Genomic DNA, 19351 nt, shown 5'->3' with positions numbered 1-19351 from the left:
ACGCAAAAACACCTCCGATGCTAGCACTTTTTTTAAGTGTACCACTGCGAAGGTGTTTTTATATTGTCTCAAAAATTTAGGTTAGCCCAGATCTGAAATCAGGTCTTCCCTCTCTTTATTTATGATGTGACACCGTTGCGCTCCCGAAGCGTCTCGGCGATCGCTTGGCCATGGAAACGTCCGTTCTCGATAAAGATCTTATTGGCATCGTTTCCGGCCGCGACGACACCGGCGATGAACAAGCCGTCGACGTTCGTCTCGTACGTCGCTTCATCGAACGCCGGCACACCGGTCTCCTCATCGACTTGGACCCCGGCATCGGCGAACAGCCCATGGTCGGGCAAGTAGCCGGTCATGGCGAGGACGTGGTCGGTCTCGAGCCGATGTTCTTCACCATGCTGACGATAGACGACGTGATGCGGTTCGATGCGAACGATTTCCGCTTCGAGCTCGAGCCGCACCTTGTCATGACGGACGAGCGAGTCGAACGTCGGCAATACCCACGGTTTGACGGACGGACTGTAGCCGTCCCCGCGATAAAGTACCGTGACGTGGGCACCGGCCTTCTCGAGCTCGATGGCCGCGTCGACGGCGGAGTTCTTCCCACCGATGACCGTGACGCGTTGCCGATAGAACGGATGCGCCTCTTTGAAATAGTGGGCGACGTGCGGCAACTCTTCACCGGGCACGTCAAGCCGACGAGGGCGTCCGTAATAGCCCGTCGCCAAGATTACATAGTCGGCCTGGCGCTCTTTGGCACCGTCCCGGTCGTGTCGGGACCGCACGACGAAACCGTTCTCGGTCCGCTCGACCGCCTCGACCGTCTCGAACGGATGGACATCGAGCCCAGTCCGGCTGACGACTTCCCGATAGTAGACGAGTGCGTCTTGCCGGCGTGGCTTCAAATCTTTACAGATGAACGGGATATTCCCGATTTCAAGCAGATTGGCAGACGAGAAGAACGTCTGATGGGTCGGATACCGATAGATGGCATCGACGATATTGCCGCGCTCGATAATCGTGCACGAGATGCCGATGCGTTCCAATTCAATCGCAGCCGACAGCCCGCACGGTCCGGCGCCGACGACGATAGCGTGTTTATTCAATGAAATCACCTCATCCCTCATTGTATGGAAGGACGAATCGGTTGGCAAGTCGCCAACTCATTGTTGGAAACTGAAGCTGTGTTCCATGACCGCTTGCGACGAACCGGACTCGAGTTCGACGAGAAGGCGCAGTCTCGCTTTTTGTGAGTTCAAGCCGTTCGAGAAGATGATGCCCATCTCTTTCAGTTGCTGGCCACCGCCGACGTAGCCGTAGACGTCCTGAACGATTCCATTGAAGCAGCGGCTGACGATGACGACCGGCATGCGTTCGACGAGCAGTTCGAGCGCGGGAACGATCGACGGCGGGACGTTGCCTTGACCGAGCACTTCGAGGACGAGTCCGTCATAGCCGAGCGCGAGTACCGCCTCAATCAAGTCCGGGTCCATCCCGGCAACGACTTTCAGCACCGCGACCCGTTTTGTGATTGTCGAAATCATCTTCGGTTGCTTCGTCGTCGGTTGGCTATAGATGAGGACGTGGTCTTTCGTCACCATGCCGACGTTCCCGAAGTGGACCGATTTGAACGTGTCGACCGAGGACGTATGCGTTTTCGTGACGTTGAAGGCGGAATGAATCTCGCCATTGAAGACGACGAGTACTCCTTTGCCACGCGCGACATCGCTTTGGGCGACCCGAAGCGCCGTGATGAGATTGAATTCGCCGTCAGAGCCGACTTCGTTCGACGAGCGCATCGCCCCGGTCAAGACGATCGGGACCGGGGCACCGAGTGTGATTTGTAAGAAATAAGCCGTCTCCTCGAGCGTATCGGTTCCGTGGGTGATGACGACCCCGTCATACGTGTCTTGCGTCAGTTGTTGATTGATGAACTGGGCGAGCTCGAGCATTTTTTCAGGCGTCATGTGCGGCGATGGGATGTTTGAGAAGTGTTTCGTCGTGATGTTGGCGATATCGGTCGCTTTCGGCAACGTCGCATCAATCGGATTGACCTCGCTCGGCATGACATGTCCCGACCCCGATTGGGACATGGCGATTGTGCCGCCGGTGTGGATGAGTAATAAATGATTCATAACAGACCTCCAACTTTTTTGTTCGTTTCTTCCAATTTCTAGGCGTGCCCTACTTTTTCTTTCCTCTATTTCAGTGTATGCTTAACGTGAGAAAGGAGAGATGCATCATGATTGCAATCGCCTTGTCTGCGGTTGCGCCAGGGTTCGCCCTTCTTTCCTACTTCTATCTCCGGCATGAACTGGAAGCGGAACCGCTCGGCTATGTGATCCGGTCGTTCGTCGCCGGGGCCATTCTCGTCTTTCCGATCATGTTCGTCCAGTATGCGTTCGTGGAAGAAGGGGTGCTCGTGGGCCCGTTTTGGAAGGCGTTCGTGGCCACCGCGCTTTTAGAAGAATTTTTTAAATGGTTCATGATTTATTATACAATATACATACATAAAGTCTTTGATGATTACTACGACGGGATTCTCTATGCGGTCGCCTGTTCACTCGGCTTTGCCACGTTAGAGAATTTTCTATATTTATGGGTGTACGACTCAATCGAGATCGCCATCTGGCGCGCCGTGCTGCCGGTGAGCGGCCACGCGCTGTTCGCCGTCGTCATGGGGTTTTGTCTCGGCCGGGCCAAACATTCCAACCACGAGCGGTTTTGGCTGTTCACCGCTGTCATGGCGGCCACGCTGTTGCATGGCATGTTCGACTATATCTTGCTCGTCGAACCGATGAACAAAGTACCGGCTGTCGTCTATATAGTCGTCTTATGGATGGTCGCCTTATTGCTCGTCCGCACTGCCAATCGCTCCAATCATCGTCAATATAAATAGAATAAAGGGGAATCGTTTCATGTTAAAAGTAGGTCAAGAGTTACGGGTGGAAGTCGAAGGGAGAAAAGAAGGAAAGACGAAGGTCGCGGCCATTAACGATCAAGTCGTCTGGATCGAGTCCCCGAGTGAAACGGATACGTTAAAGACGTTCTTCTTGCACGAAGACGAGCCGATGCGCGTCTATTTCTTTAAAGGAGAAGAGCAACTATATGCCTTCGACACCGTCATTTCGAGACGGGTGAGCGATGCGCAGTTGACGCTTCGTTATGCATTCCCGATGCCGGATGAGAAGAAAATCAAACGGGTCCAGCGCCGTGAATATTTGCGGGTGCCGGAGATGATTCGCGTGACCGTATCCGCGGAAGATGGGCAGGCGTTCCCGTCGTTCGAGTCGACATCACTCGACTTATCGGCCGGAGGCATGCGCATCATCTCCAATCGGGCACCGGTCGCTGTCGACGAGGCCATCATCGTCTCGTTCCAGGTCAATGACGACCGCGGGAATCCGCAAACGTTCCGCGTCAAGAGCCGACTCGTACGGATTCACGAACAGGCGGCGAAACAAGAGCTGTCGCTTCGTTTCGAAGAATTATCGCACAGGGACCAGGAAACGATTTTACGTTATTGCTTCCGGGCCCAACTTGAAGCGAGAAAACGGACGGGCTCTGTATTTTCTTCACGTTAAAAAACTGGTATGATGTTCTCGGAACAAATGACCGAGAGGAGGCGGGTATCGGGATGAGCCGATACCCAATTTTTATGAATAAACCGTTACAGATTGCATTAGATGGACCGGCCGGAGCCGGGAAGAGTACGATCGCGAAAACACTTGCCAAAAAACTAGGGTATGTCTATATCGATACGGGTGCGATTTATCGTGCCGTGACGTATCGTGCCCTCAGAGACGGGGTCGGTCTCGAAGACGGGCCGAAACTCGCCGAGATGATCGGCAACATGGATTTACGGCTCGTCCCGTCCGAGAACGGACAACGTGTGTTCGACGGCGCCGACGAAGTGACCGACGTCATCCGGACGAGCGAAGTGACGAACAACGTCAGCTTCGTCGCACGCCAGCCGGAAGTACGGGCTGCCCTTATGGATTTACAGCGGGACCTCGCCAGTAAAGGCGGAATCGTCATGGACGGCCGCGATATCGGCACGCACGTCTTACCAGGCGCCGACTTGAAAGTGTTCATGACGGCGACGGTCGAAGAACGGGCCCGCCGCCGCCATGAGGAAAACGTATCGAAAGGATTGCCGAGCGACCTTGAACAATTACAGCTCGAGATCGCCTTGCGGGACAAACGCGATTCCGAGCGTGAGGTCGCCCCGCTTCGTCAGGCCGACGATGCGCATTATCTCGATACGACCGAGCTGTCGATTGACGGCGTCGTTGAGGCGATCGAGCACTTGATGAAGCAGGTGATTGATCGATGAAACCGCTCAACGATGGACCGTTCGGCATGTATCGACTGGCCGTAGCTGTCGTCAATGTCATCCGTAGATTGAGCTTCCGTGTCGAGTATATCGGGCGCGACAACGTCCCACTCAACGGTTCGATGATCGTCTGTTCGAACCATCAATCGAACTGGGACCCGGTCATGCTCGCCGGGGCGATGCCGAAACAGCGTCAGCTTCGTTTCTTCGCGAAAAAAGAGTTGTTCGACGTGCCGGTATTGAAACACATTTTGAATCGGGCTGGACAGATTCCTGTGTCACGCGGGGAAGGAGACCGACAAGCACTCCGGGTCGTCTTGCAAAAGTTGAAGGAAGACGAGGTCATCTCGATTTTCCCGGAAGGAACGCGGTCAAAAGACGGTACGCTCGGCAAAGCCCAAGCCGGCGTCGGGTTCTTCGCGCTCCGTTCGGACGCGTCGGTACTTCCGGTGGCGATTATTGGGACGTATAAGTTCCGCTCGAAGTTGAAGGTCGTCATCGGCCAACCGATCGACATGAGCGGCTTGAAAGCGGACAAGGCGAGCGCCCAAATCGCGGCCGACTTGATTATGACGACAATCGGTGACTTGTACATGCAGCATTCACGGAACGTTCGTTAATTTCAGGTTTAATCTCGCGCTAGGAGAGGAACTAACCTGATAACACCTTGACAAATCTTTCGAATTATAAGAAGTTTATACTAGGTGTAAGCGCCTTACGGCGCTCCTTTTTGTACTCATCGTGAGGGGGTAGTGTTGGAATGGTCGAAGAAATGAAAGATATGCCTGATTTTGAAATCAATCGAGGTCAAATTGTGACCGGTACTGTCGTCAAAATCGAGGACAAGCAAGCGTTGATCGATATCGGTTATAAAACCGAGGCAATTTTACCAATCAGCGAAGTATCAAGCATGCATTTAGACGATTTAAACGAATCACTCCATGTTAACGACGAAATCCGTGTCAAAGTGAAAAAGGTCACGGACGAAGAGGTGGTCGTTTCGAAGAAAGACGTTGATGCCGAGGCAGCTTGGGATCAAATCGTCGAGAAATTCGAATCCGGCGAAGTATTCGAAGTCATGGTAAAAGACAAGGTCAAAGGTGGACTTGTCGTTGATATCGGTATCCGTGGATTTATCCCGGCTTCGCTCGTAGAGAACCATTTCGTCGAAGACTTCTCATCCTACTTGAATAAACCGATTACGGTTAAAGTCGTCGAGATTGACCGCGAAAAAAATCGCGTCATCTTGTCGCATAAAGCGGTTGCCGAAGCGGAAATGAGCGCCAAGAAAGCGGAGACGCTCGAATCGCTTGAAGTCGGTCAAATCATCGAAGGGACGGTTCAACGTCTCACAGATTTCGGTGCGTTTGTCGATATCGGCGGTGTCGATGGCCTCGTCCATATTTCGGAAATGGCGCATAGCCGGGTTGAGAAACCGAGCGATGTTGTGACTGAAGGAGATAAAGTCAAAGTGAAAGTGCTTGGACTTGACCTCGACAACGAGAAAGTGAAGTTGTCGATTAAAGAGACGCAGCCTGGACCGTGGGAATCGGTAGAAGGTAAAATTCAGCCAGGTGACGTGATTGAAGGGAAAGTCAAACGTCTCGTCACGTTCGGTGCGTTCGTCGAAGTCGCACCACAAGTTGAAGGTTTGCTCCATATCTCGCAAATTGCGAACCGGCACATCGCGACACCGTCTGAAGTCTTGTCAGAAGGCCAAGAAGTAACCGTCAAAGTACTCGACGTCCATCTTGACGAGAAGAAAATCTCGTTGTCGATGCGTGCGCTCGAGTCGAGCGATTCATCACGTGGCGACGCGGATCAATCGCTGCTTGACGAGTATAGCGACCAAGGAGGTTTCTCTGTCTCTGAATTGACAGGTGACGAGGCCTCGGACGATTCTAAATAAGACGATCGTTCAAGCGGGAGCCAGACTCCCGCTTCTTTTTGTATGGTCACAGAAATTCGCCTGTGATATGATAGTACAGTTGCAATTAGAAACGATAGACTTATTGAATGAAAGTTAGAGAGGTGTTTATATGGGAATTCCAGCAGTGGCCATCGTAGGCCGCCCGAATATTGGGAAATCCACGATTTTTAACCGGATTATCGGAGATCGCGTGTCGATCGTCGATGATAAGCCCGGTGTAACACGCGACCGCATTTATGGGACGGGTGAGTGGTTGAACCGTAAGTTTCATTTAATCGACACAGGCGGAATCGAGGTCGGTGATGAGCCGCTCCTCGTGCAAATGCGGCATCAGGCCGAGCTTGCGATCGATGAGGCGGACGTCATCGTCTTCATGGTGAACGGACGTGAAGGCATTACAGCAGCAGACGAAGAAGTGGCGAACTTGTTGTTCCGTTCGAACAAACCGGTCGTCCTCGCCGTCAACAAAGTCGACAACTTCGAGATGCGCGAACTCATGTATGAGTTCTATTCACTCGGATTCGGCGATCCGTTCCCGATTTCAGGGACGCACGGTCTTGGTCTCGGGGACTTGCTCGACAAAGTGCTCGACATGGCTCCAGACAAAGACGACTATGAGTACAACGAAGAAGTCATCCAGTTCTCGCTCATTGGACGTCCAAACGTTGGGAAATCGAGCTTGACGAACGCGATTCTCGGTGAAGAACGCGTCATCGTCTCGGACATCGCAGGAACGACTCGTGATGCCATCGATACACCGTTCACACGGGATGGGCAAGAATACGTCATCATCGATACGGCCGGGATGCGCAAGCGCGGGAAAGTGTATGAATCTACCGAGCGCTACAGCGTCATGCGTGCCCAAAAAGCGATTGAACGCTCGAACGTCGTTCTCGTCGTCATCGACGGTGAAGAAGGCATCATCGAACAAGACAAACGTGTTGCCGGACTCGCCCACGAAGCTGGGAAAGCCATCGTTCTCGTCGTCAACAAATGGGACGCCGTCGACAAAGACGATAAGACGATGAAGAAAATGGAAGAGAAGATTCGTAAAGAATTCTTGTTCCTTGACTACGCACCGATCGTCTTCTTGTCGGCACTCACGTCGAAACGATTGCAGACACTTCTGCCGGTCGTCAAAGAAGTGGCTGATTCACATCGCCGTCGCATCTCGACGAGCGTCTTGAACGACGTCATCGTCGACGCAGTCGCGATGAACCCGACACCGACGGACAAAGGACAACGACTCAAGATTAACTACGCGACGCAAGTGGCCATCGAGCCGCCGACGTTCGTGTTGTTCGTCAACGATCCAGAGTTGCTTCACTTCTCATACAAACGTTATCTAGATAACCAGATTCGCCGCGCATTTGACTTTACCGGTACACCGATTCATATCGTGGCTCGTCAGAAAAACTAGTAATGGGGGTGCCTCCTATGGCAAAAGTAGCTGTCATCGGTGCAGGGAGCTGGGGAACGGCGATATCGCTCGTCCTCGCTGACAACGGACATGATGTTCTACTATATGGACGTGAGGAAGACCACGTTCATGAAATCAACACGGCCCACACGAACGCGACCTATTTGAAAGACGCACCGTTGCCGACTTCGATTCGGGCGACGACAGACTTGGCGGAAGCGGTCAAAGATCGTTCCATCGTATTCCTCGTCGTCCCGAGTTCGGCGATTCGTCCGGTGTCGCGTGAGTTGAACGCGCTCCTTACGGAACCGGCGGTCATCGTGCATGCCGCCAAAGGAATCGAACCGAAGACGCATAAGCGTCTGTCGGAGATTATCGCCGAAGAGATCGACCCGTCGAAACGTCGGGCCATCGGTGTCTTGACGGGACCGACGCATGCCGAGGAAGTGGCCGTCCGTAAATTGACGACCATCACAATCGCTTGCGAGGACTTGGACGTGGCCGATGAGATTCAAGAGTTGCTCACGAACGATCAGTTCCGGGTCTATTTGAATTCGGACGTCATCGGGGCAGAGTACGGCGGTGCGCTCAAGAACATCATCGCGCTTGCCGCAGGAATGACGGATGGGCTCGGTTATGGCGATAACGCAAAAGCGGCCCTCATGACACGCGGGATCGTCGAAATCGCCCGGCTCGGGGTCCAACTCGGTGCCAACCCGGCGTCGTTCTCCGGCTTGACGGGAATCGGCGATTTGATCGTCACGGCCACGTCTCAGCATAGCCGTAACTGGCGTGCCGGGAACGCGATCGGTCGCGGCGAGAAGCTCGAGGATGTGCTCGGTCAAATGGGCATGGTCGTGGAAGGGGTGCGTGCCTGTGAGGCGGCGCATACGCTCGCTCGGGAAGCCGGTGTCGAGATGCCGATCACAGAGGCCCTCTACAACGTGTTATTCGAAGGTAAGAGCCCACATGATGAAGTACAAAAGTTAATGAGACGCCCGCAGAAGCATGAAATGGAAGAAGTGTTCCATTTCGAAGGCGACGTAGAGCAAAGGGACTGACGTTTTCGTTCAGTTCCTTTGTTTTTTTTGCTACACTAATGTACGGAGCTAGATTTAAAGAGAAAGTCGAGGGGATAGACGTGACACCGTCACTGATCAAGATGTGGATTTCATTTGCGGGCATCGGGGCGTTTGCCATCGCCGCGCTCATGGTGGCAGTCAGCCATACGAAACTAACGGGATGGTTCGCGGCGCTCGTCCGCGTCATCGCATTCGTCATATTTTTATTTGGGACGATCATCATGATTTATGTGGTCGCTTCAGGACCGACAGGAGGATAAGACGTGAAACGGATTTTTTTGGTCGCGAGTCTATTGGCGGCGACCGTGCTCAGTGGATGTATGTTCCCGGATTCGAATCGGGTCGATAACGTCCCGTATGAAGACCAACTGAAGTCGGTACAGACGGCCGTCGACTCGTTCAAGGAGACGACCGGGGTGTTGCCGATTAAAACAAGGCCGGCCGAGACGCCACTCATGGAACGTTATCCGATTGAGTTCGCCCGGCTCGTCCCTGGTTATTTAGCCGACCCGCCGGCGAACAGCTTCGAAGGAGGCGGTCTGTTCTTGTACGTCCTCGTGGACGCCGAGACGGAGCCGAAGGTCAAACTCATTGATTTACGTGTGTCAGAAAGCTTGCAACAGTTACAGACGAACATTAACGCGTTCCGGGCCAAAGAAGGCAAGTTCCCGTTTGACGGGTCGCTCGGAAAGAACCAATTCACGATTGATTATGATCTCGTCTTCGTCTCTGAAGAGCCGAGTATCCCGAGTCCGTACACGGAAAACGAGTTGCCGATCTATGTCGACGGGACCGGACAATTATTTGTCGACTACCGGGCCGACCTGGAGGCCGCCCTCGAGAACACGGATGTAGAGCCAAAAGTCGGTGAGGACATTCGGTATTTGCTCTATAATGACTCCCCATTCGCTCCGGCTTATTCGCAAGGGTACACGATTAATGAACAAGGTGAAGTCGAGTTTTTAAACAACTGATCGACTGAGTGGGTCGAATATAGACCGATTGCTTAAAAAATGTTGTCATATCAACGTTTGTACGATATGATTAATCCCGTAAACTCTCAGTGAGAGGAGGTGAATCGTGATGAACAAAACTGAATTGATCCAAGCAGTTGCGGAGAAAGCAAATGTTTCGAAAAAAGAAGCTACACAAGTTGTAGAAGCTACTTTCGAATCTATCACTGAAGCACTCCAAAACGGTGATAAAATTCAATTGATCGGTTTTGGTACTTTTGAAGTTCGTGAGCGCGCTGCCCGTAAAGGTCGCAACCCACGTACGAAAGAAGATATCGAAATCCCGGCAAGCAAAGTTCCTGCCTTCAAAGCAGGTAAAGCGCTTAAAGATGCGGTCAAATAATGGGCAATACATAAGTCGCCGAAAGGCGGCTTTTTTTGTGTCGGAAAGCGAGTTCCCATGGCGTGAATGTGACAAAAATGTGCTATACTATGTCAGAATGACAACGAAGAGGACGAGGGGGGATAGCATGGAACAGATGACATACGAAACCGTTGTCACCGACCTTGCTCGTCAAATCGAAGAACGCATGAACCATCCGTATTTGACGAGACACGAGATTGTACCCGTAGTCGACATGCCTTTACTTCGTTGGATGGTCGAGATGATTGAAATCGAATCGAATCAACAACGTCAGCTCGTGCTTGCGACGTATTTTGCACATCAAGCACTTGAACTGCATGATCAAGTAAAGGATTGCCCGAACGGCTCGCTCGAGCGGCAACTCAAAGTGCTCGCCGGCGATTTCGCCTCGGCTCAATTTTATAAAATATTGGCACTGTTTCCTGCCGACTATAGCAATCGCTTCGGTCGGTCGGTCCAGCTTGTCAATGGGGCGAAATGTACGCTCGCGCTTGATGCGGACGTATCCGTCACGACTTGGATGGAAGCGAACTTCGGATTGATTAAAACGTTTTCTGAGGTGATAGGTCGGTCCTACTTGACCACAAACGGAAAAACGATCATCGAACGAAAGGCGACAGTACTGCGCCAAGATCAACGAGAACAGCTAACGACGCTCCTGGCGCACGCTGTCGCTTAGAACGGAAAGGATGTTACGTATTGCAACCGAAAGAAAAAGAGCAAAAAGTATATGACGTGTTTCAATCAATCTCACCGAGCTACGATACGATGAACTCGATCATCAGTTTCCGTTTGCATAAATGGTGGCGCAAAGCGACGATGCGTCGCATGCAAGTGTTCCCGGGCGCAAAATGTCTCGACGTCTGCTGCGGGACGGCCGACTGGACGATTCAACTCGCCGAGGCGGCTGGTAATACCGGTGTCGTCAAAGGTCTTGATTTTTCCGAGAATATGCTCGCGGTCGGCCAAGCAAAAGTGGCCGATTATCCGACGATCGAACTCATCCATGGTAACGCGATGGCATTGCCGTTCGGGGATCACTCATTCGACTACGTGACGATCGGCTTCGGCCTTCGCAACGTACCGGATTACATGACGGTGCTCCGTGAACTGCACCGGGTCTTGAAACCGGGCGGGACGGTCGTCTGTCTCGAGACGAGCCAACCGACAGCACCGCTGTTCAGCGAACTGTATCGCTTCTATTTCGGCTCGGTCATGCCGTTATTCGGGAAAGTGTTCGCCGGCTCATACGATCAATACAAATGGCTCCAAGAGTCGACCGACCAATTCCCAGACCGGTTGACGCTAAAACGCATGTTCGAGACGGCAGGCTTCGAACAAGTCGAAGTGAAGGCGTTCTCCGGCGGTGCGTGTGCCATGCACCTAGGAAAGAAGTGGTGACCGATGTCTTTGAAGCGACTTTATCGCCACATGAACCGAGAGATTGAGCAGATCGATCGCTTCTTGTCGACGCGGGTCCATACGGATCACCCGGTCATCGAGGCGGCCTCGAAGCAACTGCTTGATGCGGGCGGGAAGCGGATCCGTCCGGCGTTCGTATTGCTGAGCGCTGGTTTCGGGCAAGCGAAAGACATCCGCTTGACGAAAGTGGCGGCGAGTCTTGAACTGATTCATATGGCCTCGCTCGTCCATGATGACGTCATCGATGACGCCACACTTCGCCGGGGCAAACCGACCGTCATGGAACGTTACGATGAGCAGGTCGCGATGTATACAGGGAATACGTTGTTCGGCGAAGCGATTCGACTCGTCTCTGAGGTCGACTCGCCGCGCGTGATGGAAATCATGGCAGACACGATGGAACTGATTTGTATCGGTGAAATCAATCAAATCCAAGACCAATACGACTGGAGCCAGTCCCCGAAACGATATCTCGATCGGATTGCCCGAAAGACGGCGCTCTTGATCGAGACGAGTTGTGCGGCCGGGGCCGTCGTCTCAGGGGCGTCACCCGAAGTCGTCAAACAGCTGCGGCTGTTCGGCTATGACATCGGGATGGCGTTTCAAATGACGGATGATTTGCTCGATTTCACCGCGAAAAGTTTTCAGCTTGGAAAGCCGGTCGGAGAAGATTTGAAGCACGGTCATAAAACGTTGCCGCTCTTCTATTCAGCGGAAGACCCTGAATTCTTTGGTCGGTTGCAGCAAGTCAACCAGTCGTCCGATTACGCGACGACCCATACGCTCGTTCGTGAAGTGCAGCGCAACGGGACGCTCGAGCGAAGCCAACGGACGATCGACCGGTACGTGAACCGGGCGATTCAACGTCTCGATGGCTTGCCGGACTTACCGGACAAACGCTCGCTCATTGAAATCGCCGAGTATATCGGGAAACGAAAATGGTAACAACCACCTTGTAAACCCTTTCAATAATCAAGATGACCGTGTAAACTAATAAAGTACATGGTACACATATTGATTTAGGGGGATTAGGGGAATGGAAAAAACATTTTTAATGGTAAAACCGGATGGAGTGAAACGCGGTCTGATTGGGGAAATCATCTCGCGCTTCGAAAAGAAAGGATATACGTTGAACCGTCTTGAGCTATTGACGCCATCGGTTGAGGTCGCACAATCGCATTATGCGGAACATAAGGAAAAGCCGTTCTTTGGAGAGCTTGTCGAATTCTTAACGTCTGGTCCTGTTGTAGCGATGGAGTGGGAAGGCGAAAATATCGTCGCCGTCTCTCGATTGATGATCGGGAAGACGAACCCGTTGGACGCACAACCTGGAACAATTCGTGGCGATTTGGCCTCGACGATGTCACAAAACGTCATCCATGGTTCAGATAGCGTGGAAAGCGCAGAGCGTGAATTGTCACTCTGGTTCGCCACTGAAGCATCACACGTTTGATGACGATAAAAGGGACGGGGGCCTCCTGTCCCTTTTTATATTGGGATTGAAGCGCTTTCGCTTGTTTTGGCACGACATGATCTAGGAGAAGAGAAAGAATTGAGGTTGGAACTGGTGATAAATGATTATGCCATCTTCGTAAAAAAGTTTTATATGAAGTCGGGGATCGACTTAAACCTATACAAAGAAGCCCAGATGAAGCGACGTATGATTGCACTTCGCGAGAAGAAAGGGTATGCCACGTTTATCGAATACTTCAAAGCGATGGAGTCGGACCGGGGCTTATACGATGAATTTTTGGATCGCATGACCATTAACGTGAGTGAATTTTACCGGAACCCGGTCCGCTGGCAGCAACTAGAGACGGACATTTTGCCGGAACTCATCCGTAAGAGCCAGGGCAAGTTGCGCGTCTGGAGCGCGGCGTGCTCGACGGGCGAAGAACCGTATTCGTTGGCGATGCTGTTATCGAAACATTTGTCACCCGCCCAGTTCACAATCACGGCGACGGACCTAGATGACGTGGTGATCGAAAAAGCGAAACAAGGCAAGTATCATGAGCGGGCGCTCGTTGACTTGCCATCAGAGTTTCGGCAACGTTACTTCACCCGCCGTGGAGACGACTATTACATCACAGAGGACATCAAAAAATTAGTAACGTTCAAAAAACATAATCTGTTGGCCGACGTGTATGAACGGAATTTTGATTTAATCGTCTGTCGGAACGTCTTGATTTATTTCACCGAGGAAGCGAAAGAGAAAGTCTATACATCGTTCCACCGATCACTCCGACCAGGCGGTGTCCTCTTCGTCGGAGGGACCGAGCAGATCTTTCAACCGAAGCGATACGGCTACAAGATGAAGCAGAGCTTCTTCTACGAAAAATTTGAAGAATGAGGTGGCAGCTATGCGTTATTTGACGGCAGGAGAATCGCACGGGCCTGGACTTTCAATCATTATCGAGGGTGTACCGGCCGGGCTTGAGGTCGATGTGCAAGCCATCAATGCGGAACTCGCGAAACGGCAGTCCGGCTACGGCCGCGGCCGCCGCATGCAAATTGAATCAGACCGAATCAAGGTGAGGGCCGGCATTCGTCACGGGGTGACGACAGGGGCCCCTATTTCGTTCTGGATCGAGAACAAGGACCATACTCATTGGCGGAACGTGATGCAGGCCGAACCGATTGATGCGGACGTGGAAATCAAACGCCGTGTCGTCCGCCCACGACCCGGACATGCGGACCTCGTCGGCGGCTTGAAATATGACCATCGTGACCTACGGGACGTCCTCGAACGTTCGAGCGCACGTGAGACGGCCGCTCGGGTCGCAGTCGGCGCACTCAGCAAACAATTGCTCGCTGCTGTCGGGATGTCGCTCGTCAGCTATGTCAAAGTGATTGGCGGCGTCGAGGCCGATGCCTCATACGAGTCGCTCGATACATTGCGCGCCACGATCGAGGCGTCACCGGTCCGGACGATGGATGAGACGGCAGGCAAGGCGATGATGCGTCGAATCGATGAGGCGAAAGCAGCCGGTGACTCACTCGGCGGTGTCATCTGTACGGAAGTGCATGGTGTCATCCCGGGGCTCGGGTCGTACGTCCAATATGACCGGAAACTCGATGCGGCCATTGCTCGCGCCGTCATGAGTGTCAACGCCATCAAAGGCGTCGCTTTCGGTGATGGGTTCGAGATGGCGTATCGACCAGGGTCGGAAGTGATGGACCCGATCGCCTATGGACCGGACGGCTATACACGCTTGAGCAATCATCTCGGCGGTTTCGAAGGTGGGATGACGACCGGGATGCCGATTGTCTGTACCGCTGTGATGAAACCGATTCCGACGCTCTACAAGCCGCTCCAATCCGTCGATATCGATACGAAAGAACCATTCCTCGCCCAAATCGAGCGAAGTGACGCCTGTGCCGTCCCGGCCGCCTCACTCGTCGTCGAGGCCGTCGTCGCGTTTGAACTCGCCCGTGAGTTATGCGAGACGTTCGGACATGACACGGTCGGACGCATCCAAGCGCGCGTCGACGCGTACCGCGAGGAGATTCGCACGTGGTGACGATTCGCGTGAACGCCTCGACTCCATACGACGTCACAATTGAACGAGGGGACGCCTGGCTCGACCGCGTCCCTTACTTCTCGTGCTCAACCGTGTGGGTCATCACGGACGAGACGGTAGATCGCCTGCACGGGACGGCGTTTCGGACTCGTCTCGAGGCAAGCGCGCGTCCAATCGTCTGGTCGGTCGTCCGTCCGGGCGACGGATCGAAATCTCTCGCGACGATTGAACGTCTCGTCGCGGACGGGTTGACGTCCGGCTGTGACCGGGACACGCTCGTCGTCGCCTTTGGCGGCGGCATGATTGGGGACTTGGCCGGCTTTTTGGCGAGTGTCTATATGCGCGGGCTGCATTACATACAAGTGCCGACGACGGTTCTCGCCCACGATTCAGCGGTCGGCGGAAAAGTCGCGGTCAACCATCCGCTCGCCAAAAATGCGATCGGTGCCTTTTATCAACCAGCGGGCGTCCACTATAACGTCGACCGCCTCGAGACGTTGACGGACCGTGACGTGCTGAGTGGGCTCGGCGAGTTAATTAAACATGCCTACTTGTCACGATACGTCCTCGGGTACTCGTTCGAGACCGAGCTGTTCACCGCTTTGGCGCAAGGACCGCTCGATTGGGAGGCGTGGCTCGCACGTGGGATTGAAGTGAAACGACAGGTCGTCGAGACCGATGAACGGGAACACGGCGTAAGGGCATGGCTGAACTTTGGTCATACGTTCGGCCATGCGTTGGAGTCGGTCGAGGCGTACCGACTAGCGCACGGGGAGGCCATCCTATACGGAATGGTGTACGCCTTCCTCGTCGCCGGAGACTTCTCACGCGCGGAAACGCTCGCCGGATTCATGAAACAGCAAGCAATCACGCCGGTCCTCTGGCAACCATTCGAGGCGTATCTCGAGGTGATGGGCCACGATAAAAAGAATCGAACTGGACAGATTCGCTTCGTACTGCTCGGTGAAGAAGTGACCGTGACGAGCGTCACGACCGAACGGCTCGTCGAAGCGTATAATCAGTTGAAAGGGTGGTTTTAAGATGGGATTGAACGGATTGATACGCGTACCGAGCGATAAGTCGATTACGCACCGGGCGTTATTGCTCGGGGCCGTGGCGCACGGACAGACGACAGTGTACGACCCGCTCCTCGGTGAGGATTGCCGGTCGACGCTCGAGGCAATCCGTCGTTTGGGCGCACAAGTCGATGAACAAGCGGAACGACTCGTCATCACTGGCAGCCCGTCGCTCACGTCGGCGGAACTCGATTGCGGGAACTCCGGCACGACGATGCGTCTCTTGACGGGACTGCTTGCTGGCTACGACGGGACGTTCACGCTCACCGGCGACGCCTCGCTCTCGAAGCGACCGATGCGACGCGTCACTGCCCCGTTGCGCGCCATGGGAGCCGACCTTGCAGGTGACGTCGCTCCGCTCCACATCCGCGGGCGGGCGTTGACGGGCATCGATTACACGTTGCCTGTCGCGAGCGCGCAAGTGAAATCAGCCATTTTATTGGCTGGACTCCGTGCGGACAGCCCGACGATCGTGCGCGAGCCGGTCTTGTCGAGGGATCATACTGAACGCATGCTGCCGCTGTTCAACGGGCAGATTGACATCACCTCGGAAGAGGGGGTTCGGACGATTCGGCTGTCGCCGTCCGTCCTGGAAGGCGCGACGGTGGCCGTACCGGCTGACCCGTCCTCGGCCGCCTTTTGGTGGGCCGGGGCCGCGCTCGTCCCGGATAGTCGCGTCACGACGACCGACGTCTGTTTGAACGAGACACGGATTGGCTTTTTGCGCACGCTCGAACGGATGGGGGCGCACGTTGACGTGACGAACGTCCGCGCACTCGGAGAAGAATCGGTCGGGGACGTCACCGTGTCGACGAGCACGCTCCACGGCATCCGGTTGGACGGGACCGCCATCCCACATCAAATCGACGAGTTGCCATTATTCGCCCTCGTCGCGTCGCAGGCGTCGAGCTCATCGTCAGTCCGGGATGCGGGGGAGCTCCGCGTGAAAGAGACGGACCGGATTCAGACGGTCGCGAGCGAATTGAAGGTGCTCGGTGTCGACCTTCGCGAGACGGATGACGGCTTTGACGTCTATCCGAGCCATTTGCACGGGGGACACGTCTCCTCGCACGGAGATCATCGCTTGGCGATGATGCTCCAAATTGCGGACTTATTGACGACGGAACATGTGACGATTGACGATGTCGAGGCAGCGGACGTGAGTTACCCGCGCTTCCGTGACGATTTACAACGACTCGGTCGTGAGATAGAATAACGTCAATACGAGTAGCCGTTAGGAGGAATTTTGACGATGTTAGACGAAACAGAATTAAACCATATCATTGAGATGCTTGAAAAAGGTGAGACGGAGCATGCCCTCATGCATCTCGAATCGCTCGAAAAGGAAGGGTCGGACGAGGACCGGTTGGCCATCGCCGATCTCTACCTCGAACTCGGCCTCGCCGATCGGGCCGTCAAGTTGCTCGCAGCGCTATATGTCGATTATGCGGGCAACCCGCACGTCGCCTTGTCGCTCGCCGAGGCCTACTTGGACAGTGACCGGGAAGAAGAGGCGATTGCCGTCCTCGAGAAAATCGATACGACGGACAAGGAAGCGCATATGCGTAGCCTCGTCCTCCTCGCCGATTTATATCAATCACAAGGGTTGGACGAGGTCGCCGTCAAGAAACTGATGGAGGCGCTCGAGACGAACCCGGACGAACCGCTCCTCATCTACGGATTGGCCGAGTTGTACGCGTCGATCGGATCGTTCGAACAGGCGGTACCGCTGTACGCGCGTCTGCCGCACTTGCGCTTGCCGGAAGAACTCGATTATCAGGCCGATTACGCCGAGGCGCTCACGATGATCGGTTCGTTCGAAGAGGCACTCGATGAGTATGAGAAGGCGGAAAACCGCAACTTGAACACGATTTTCGGTCACGCCATGACGGCCCACCGCATCGGACGTGACGAAATTGCCGTCAAACAGTTTGAGTCGCTTCGCTCGATGGACCCGGACTTCACGTCGCTCTATCTGCCTTACACGGAAGCGCTCGACGAACTCGGCCGCTTCGATGAGGCGCTCGAGGTGATTGGCCAAGGGATTGACCGCGACGACTATAACGACGAGTTGCGTACGGTAAAAGCGAAACTGTTCTTGAAACAAGGTCGGACAGATGAGGCGGTCACGGAACTGCGCGAGGCGCTCGCATTGAATCCGGAGTCTCTTCAGGCGACTGAGCTGCTCTTATCGGTCTTGTTCGAAGCCGGGGACATGGAGGCCGTCCTCGAGACAATCGATGCGCTCGAGGAACATTCGACGTCTCCACTCATGACATGGTACAAGGCGAAAGCGGCCTATGAACTTGAGGACTATGATACGGCCGTCACGTTATACCGGTCGATCGAGCAAGTTTATAAAGAGGACGTGTCATTTGCGATTGAATGGGCTACACTATTGATAGAAGAGGGACAGCGTGACCAAGCGCAACGAGTGCTCGAGCAAACGCTTGCGCTCACTGTCGATGTCGATGACCGCCAAGCACTTGAAGAGCGGCTCGAACGGTTGACGGATCACGATTAAACGATATAAAGGAGATGGGGTCATATGGTCGAGCGGAAAAGAACATTTTTAAAGCGATTCCTCGCTCATCATACGCTTCGTAAACGAGAAGCCAAGTGGATTATCGACTACTGGCTCAGACATCCAGAAAAACTCGGGAACGTTCATTTCGTCACGAACGCCTCGGTCTCACCGCGCAGTCTGATCATGACGGCGTATGGATTTGACGGCGAACCGTTCCGTTACCGTCGGGGTGACCTCATCACGGTCAATCCCGAGAAGGCGTATCACGACATCCGGCTCCACGACGGCGCCATCTACGTGGAGTTGAACTTTCAAGGCATGATGATTGATGAGCTGTGGATTGATATCGTGGAATTGAATCCGTTCGAACCCGTCGCCGAAGTGAAAGACGAAGTGACGACGTCGGCCCAGACGGTCATTCGGGCCTCGGTTGCCCAGTTCGAGGAGGAGCGTCTGCTCGTCGAAATCGATAAGGCACTCGACCGACGGGACGAGAAATTGTTCCGCAACTTGACGAGCCAGCTCCATCAAGTCCGAGCCTCAAAATTATTTTAATAAAAACAAGCGCTTCCGTTATGGGTTGCGCTTGTTTTTTGGTATATTAATGACGTAGGAATACACAATAATTTCACATTTCGTTCATAAGTTTCGCAGAGGGAA

22 protein-coding genes are annotated in these 19351 nt (G+C 53.8%); 20 read left to right on the top strand and 2 right to left on the bottom strand.

Annotated elements, in window-relative coordinates; all coding sequences use genetic code 11:
- Positions 1–119 precede the first annotated feature (119 nt).
- Together KNP72_RS08425 and KNP72_RS08420 are read right to left on the bottom strand one after the other, a co-directional pair.
- A complete protein-coding gene (locus tag KNP72_RS08425) occupies positions 120–1127 on the bottom strand; it encodes a YpdA family putative bacillithiol disulfide reductase (protein ID WP_214719779.1) in 1008 nt (335 codons plus the stop codon).
- A 36-nt stretch (positions 1128–1163) separates the two neighbouring features.
- On the bottom strand, positions 1164–2135 hold the full coding sequence (locus KNP72_RS08420) for an asparaginase (protein ID WP_021067186.1): 972 nt from the start codon (positions 2133–2135) through the stop codon (positions 1164–1166).
- A 107-nt stretch (positions 2136–2242) separates the two neighbouring features.
- Here KNP72_RS08420 and prsW point away from each other — a divergent pair, with 107 nt between their 5' ends.
- From prsW to KNP72_RS08320, 20 genes are all read left to right on the top strand, one after another.
- Positions 2243–2899, top strand: a complete 657-nt coding sequence (gene prsW / locus KNP72_RS08415) for a glutamic-type intramembrane protease PrsW (RefSeq protein ID WP_021067187.1) — start codon at positions 2243–2245, stop codon at positions 2897–2899.
- Between the two features lie 19 nt (positions 2900–2918).
- Positions 2919–3584 carry a flagellar brake protein gene (locus KNP72_RS08410; protein WP_214832857.1) on the top strand — a complete coding sequence of 222 codons (666 nt, stop codon included), beginning with the start codon at positions 2919–2921 and terminating at the stop codon, positions 3582–3584.
- A gap of 74 nt (positions 3585–3658) precedes the next feature.
- Positions 3659–4336 (top strand): (d)CMP kinase, encoded by a 678-nt coding sequence (gene cmk, locus KNP72_RS08405; RefSeq protein ID WP_214719778.1) that lies wholly within the window; start codon positions 3659–3661, stop codon positions 4334–4336.
- Positions 4333–4956 (top strand): lysophospholipid acyltransferase family protein, encoded by a 624-nt coding sequence (locus tag KNP72_RS08400; RefSeq protein WP_214832855.1) that lies wholly within the window; start codon positions 4333–4335, stop codon positions 4954–4956. The genes cmk and KNP72_RS08400 overlap by 4 nt, the downstream gene beginning before the upstream one ends.
- 140 nt (positions 4957–5096) lie before the next feature.
- Positions 5097–6245 carry a 30S ribosomal protein S1 gene (gene rpsA, locus KNP72_RS08395; RefSeq protein WP_021067191.1) on the top strand — a complete coding sequence of 383 codons (1149 nt, stop codon included), beginning with the start codon at positions 5097–5099 and terminating at the stop codon, positions 6243–6245.
- 130 nt (positions 6246–6375) lie between these two features.
- Entirely contained in the window at positions 6376–7686 is a 1311-nt protein-coding gene (gene der, locus KNP72_RS08390) for a ribosome biogenesis GTPase Der (RefSeq protein ID WP_021067192.1), read from the top strand.
- 17 nt (positions 7687–7703) lie between these two features.
- A complete protein-coding gene (locus KNP72_RS08385; protein ID WP_214719768.1) occupies positions 7704–8747 on the top strand; it encodes an NAD(P)H-dependent glycerol-3-phosphate dehydrogenase in 1044 nt (347 codons plus the stop codon).
- Positions 8748–8848: 101 nt separating this feature from the next.
- A complete protein-coding gene (locus KNP72_RS08380; protein WP_251026112.1) occupies positions 8849–9028 on the top strand; it encodes a DUF2768 family protein in 180 nt (59 codons plus the stop codon).
- A gap of 3 nt (positions 9029–9031) precedes the next feature.
- Positions 9032–9742 (top strand): hypothetical protein, encoded by a 711-nt coding sequence (locus KNP72_RS08375; protein ID WP_021067195.1) that lies wholly within the window; start codon positions 9032–9034, stop codon positions 9740–9742.
- A 109-nt stretch (positions 9743–9851) separates the two neighbouring features.
- Complete coding sequence (locus KNP72_RS08370; RefSeq protein WP_021067196.1) at positions 9852–10124, top strand: HU family DNA-binding protein; 273 nt, start codon at positions 9852–9854, stop codon at positions 10122–10124.
- A 127-nt stretch (positions 10125–10251) separates the two neighbouring features.
- Positions 10252–10824 (top strand): heptaprenyl diphosphate synthase component 1, encoded by a 573-nt coding sequence (locus tag KNP72_RS08365; RefSeq protein ID WP_214832853.1) that lies wholly within the window; start codon positions 10252–10254, stop codon positions 10822–10824.
- A gap of 20 nt (positions 10825–10844) precedes the next feature.
- On the top strand, positions 10845–11546 hold the full coding sequence (locus KNP72_RS08360) for a demethylmenaquinone methyltransferase (protein WP_214719767.1): 702 nt from the start codon (positions 10845–10847) through the stop codon (positions 11544–11546).
- 3 nt (positions 11547–11549) lie between these two features.
- Entirely contained in the window at positions 11550–12512 is a 963-nt protein-coding gene (locus KNP72_RS08355) for a polyprenyl synthetase family protein (RefSeq protein ID WP_214832851.1), read from the top strand.
- Positions 12513–12603: 91 nt separating this feature from the next.
- On the top strand, positions 12604–13020 hold the full coding sequence (ndk, locus tag KNP72_RS08350; RefSeq protein WP_214832849.1) for a nucleoside-diphosphate kinase: 417 nt from the start codon (positions 12604–12606) through the stop codon (positions 13018–13020).
- Positions 13021–13137: 117 nt separating this feature from the next.
- Positions 13138–13917: a CheR family methyltransferase gene (locus KNP72_RS08345; RefSeq protein ID WP_029595663.1), complete on the top strand. Its 780-nt coding sequence runs from the start codon at positions 13138–13140 to the stop codon at positions 13915–13917.
- A gap of 10 nt (positions 13918–13927) precedes the next feature.
- Positions 13928–15088, top strand: coding sequence for a chorismate synthase (gene aroC, locus KNP72_RS08340; protein WP_214832847.1), 1161 nt, complete (start codon positions 13928–13930; stop codon positions 15086–15088).
- Positions 15082–16128, top strand: coding sequence for a 3-dehydroquinate synthase (locus tag KNP72_RS08335; protein ID WP_214832845.1), 1047 nt, complete (start codon positions 15082–15084; stop codon positions 16126–16128). Before aroC ends, KNP72_RS08335 begins: the two co-directional genes overlap by 7 nt.
- A gap of 1 nt (position 16129) precedes the next feature.
- A complete protein-coding gene (gene aroA / locus KNP72_RS08330; protein WP_214832843.1) occupies positions 16130–17380 on the top strand; it encodes a 3-phosphoshikimate 1-carboxyvinyltransferase in 1251 nt (416 codons plus the stop codon).
- Positions 17381–17416: 36 nt separating this feature from the next.
- Positions 17417–18688 carry a tetratricopeptide repeat protein gene (locus KNP72_RS08325; protein WP_214832841.1) on the top strand — a complete coding sequence of 424 codons (1272 nt, stop codon included), beginning with the start codon at positions 17417–17419 and terminating at the stop codon, positions 18686–18688.
- Between the two features lie 24 nt (positions 18689–18712).
- On the top strand, positions 18713–19246 hold the full coding sequence (locus KNP72_RS08320) for a ReoY family proteolytic degradation factor (RefSeq protein ID WP_021067206.1): 534 nt from the start codon (positions 18713–18715) through the stop codon (positions 19244–19246).
- The last annotated feature ends 105 nt before the right edge of the window (positions 19247–19351 follow it).

This window comes from Exiguobacterium sp. s152, assembly GCF_018618335.1.
GTDB classification, from domain to species: Bacteria; Bacillota; Bacilli; order Exiguobacteriales; family Exiguobacteriaceae; genus Exiguobacterium; species Exiguobacterium chiriqhucha.
The sequence above is the reverse complement of the archived record's forward strand: the minus strand, read 5'-3'. Positions and strand labels throughout refer to the sequence as shown.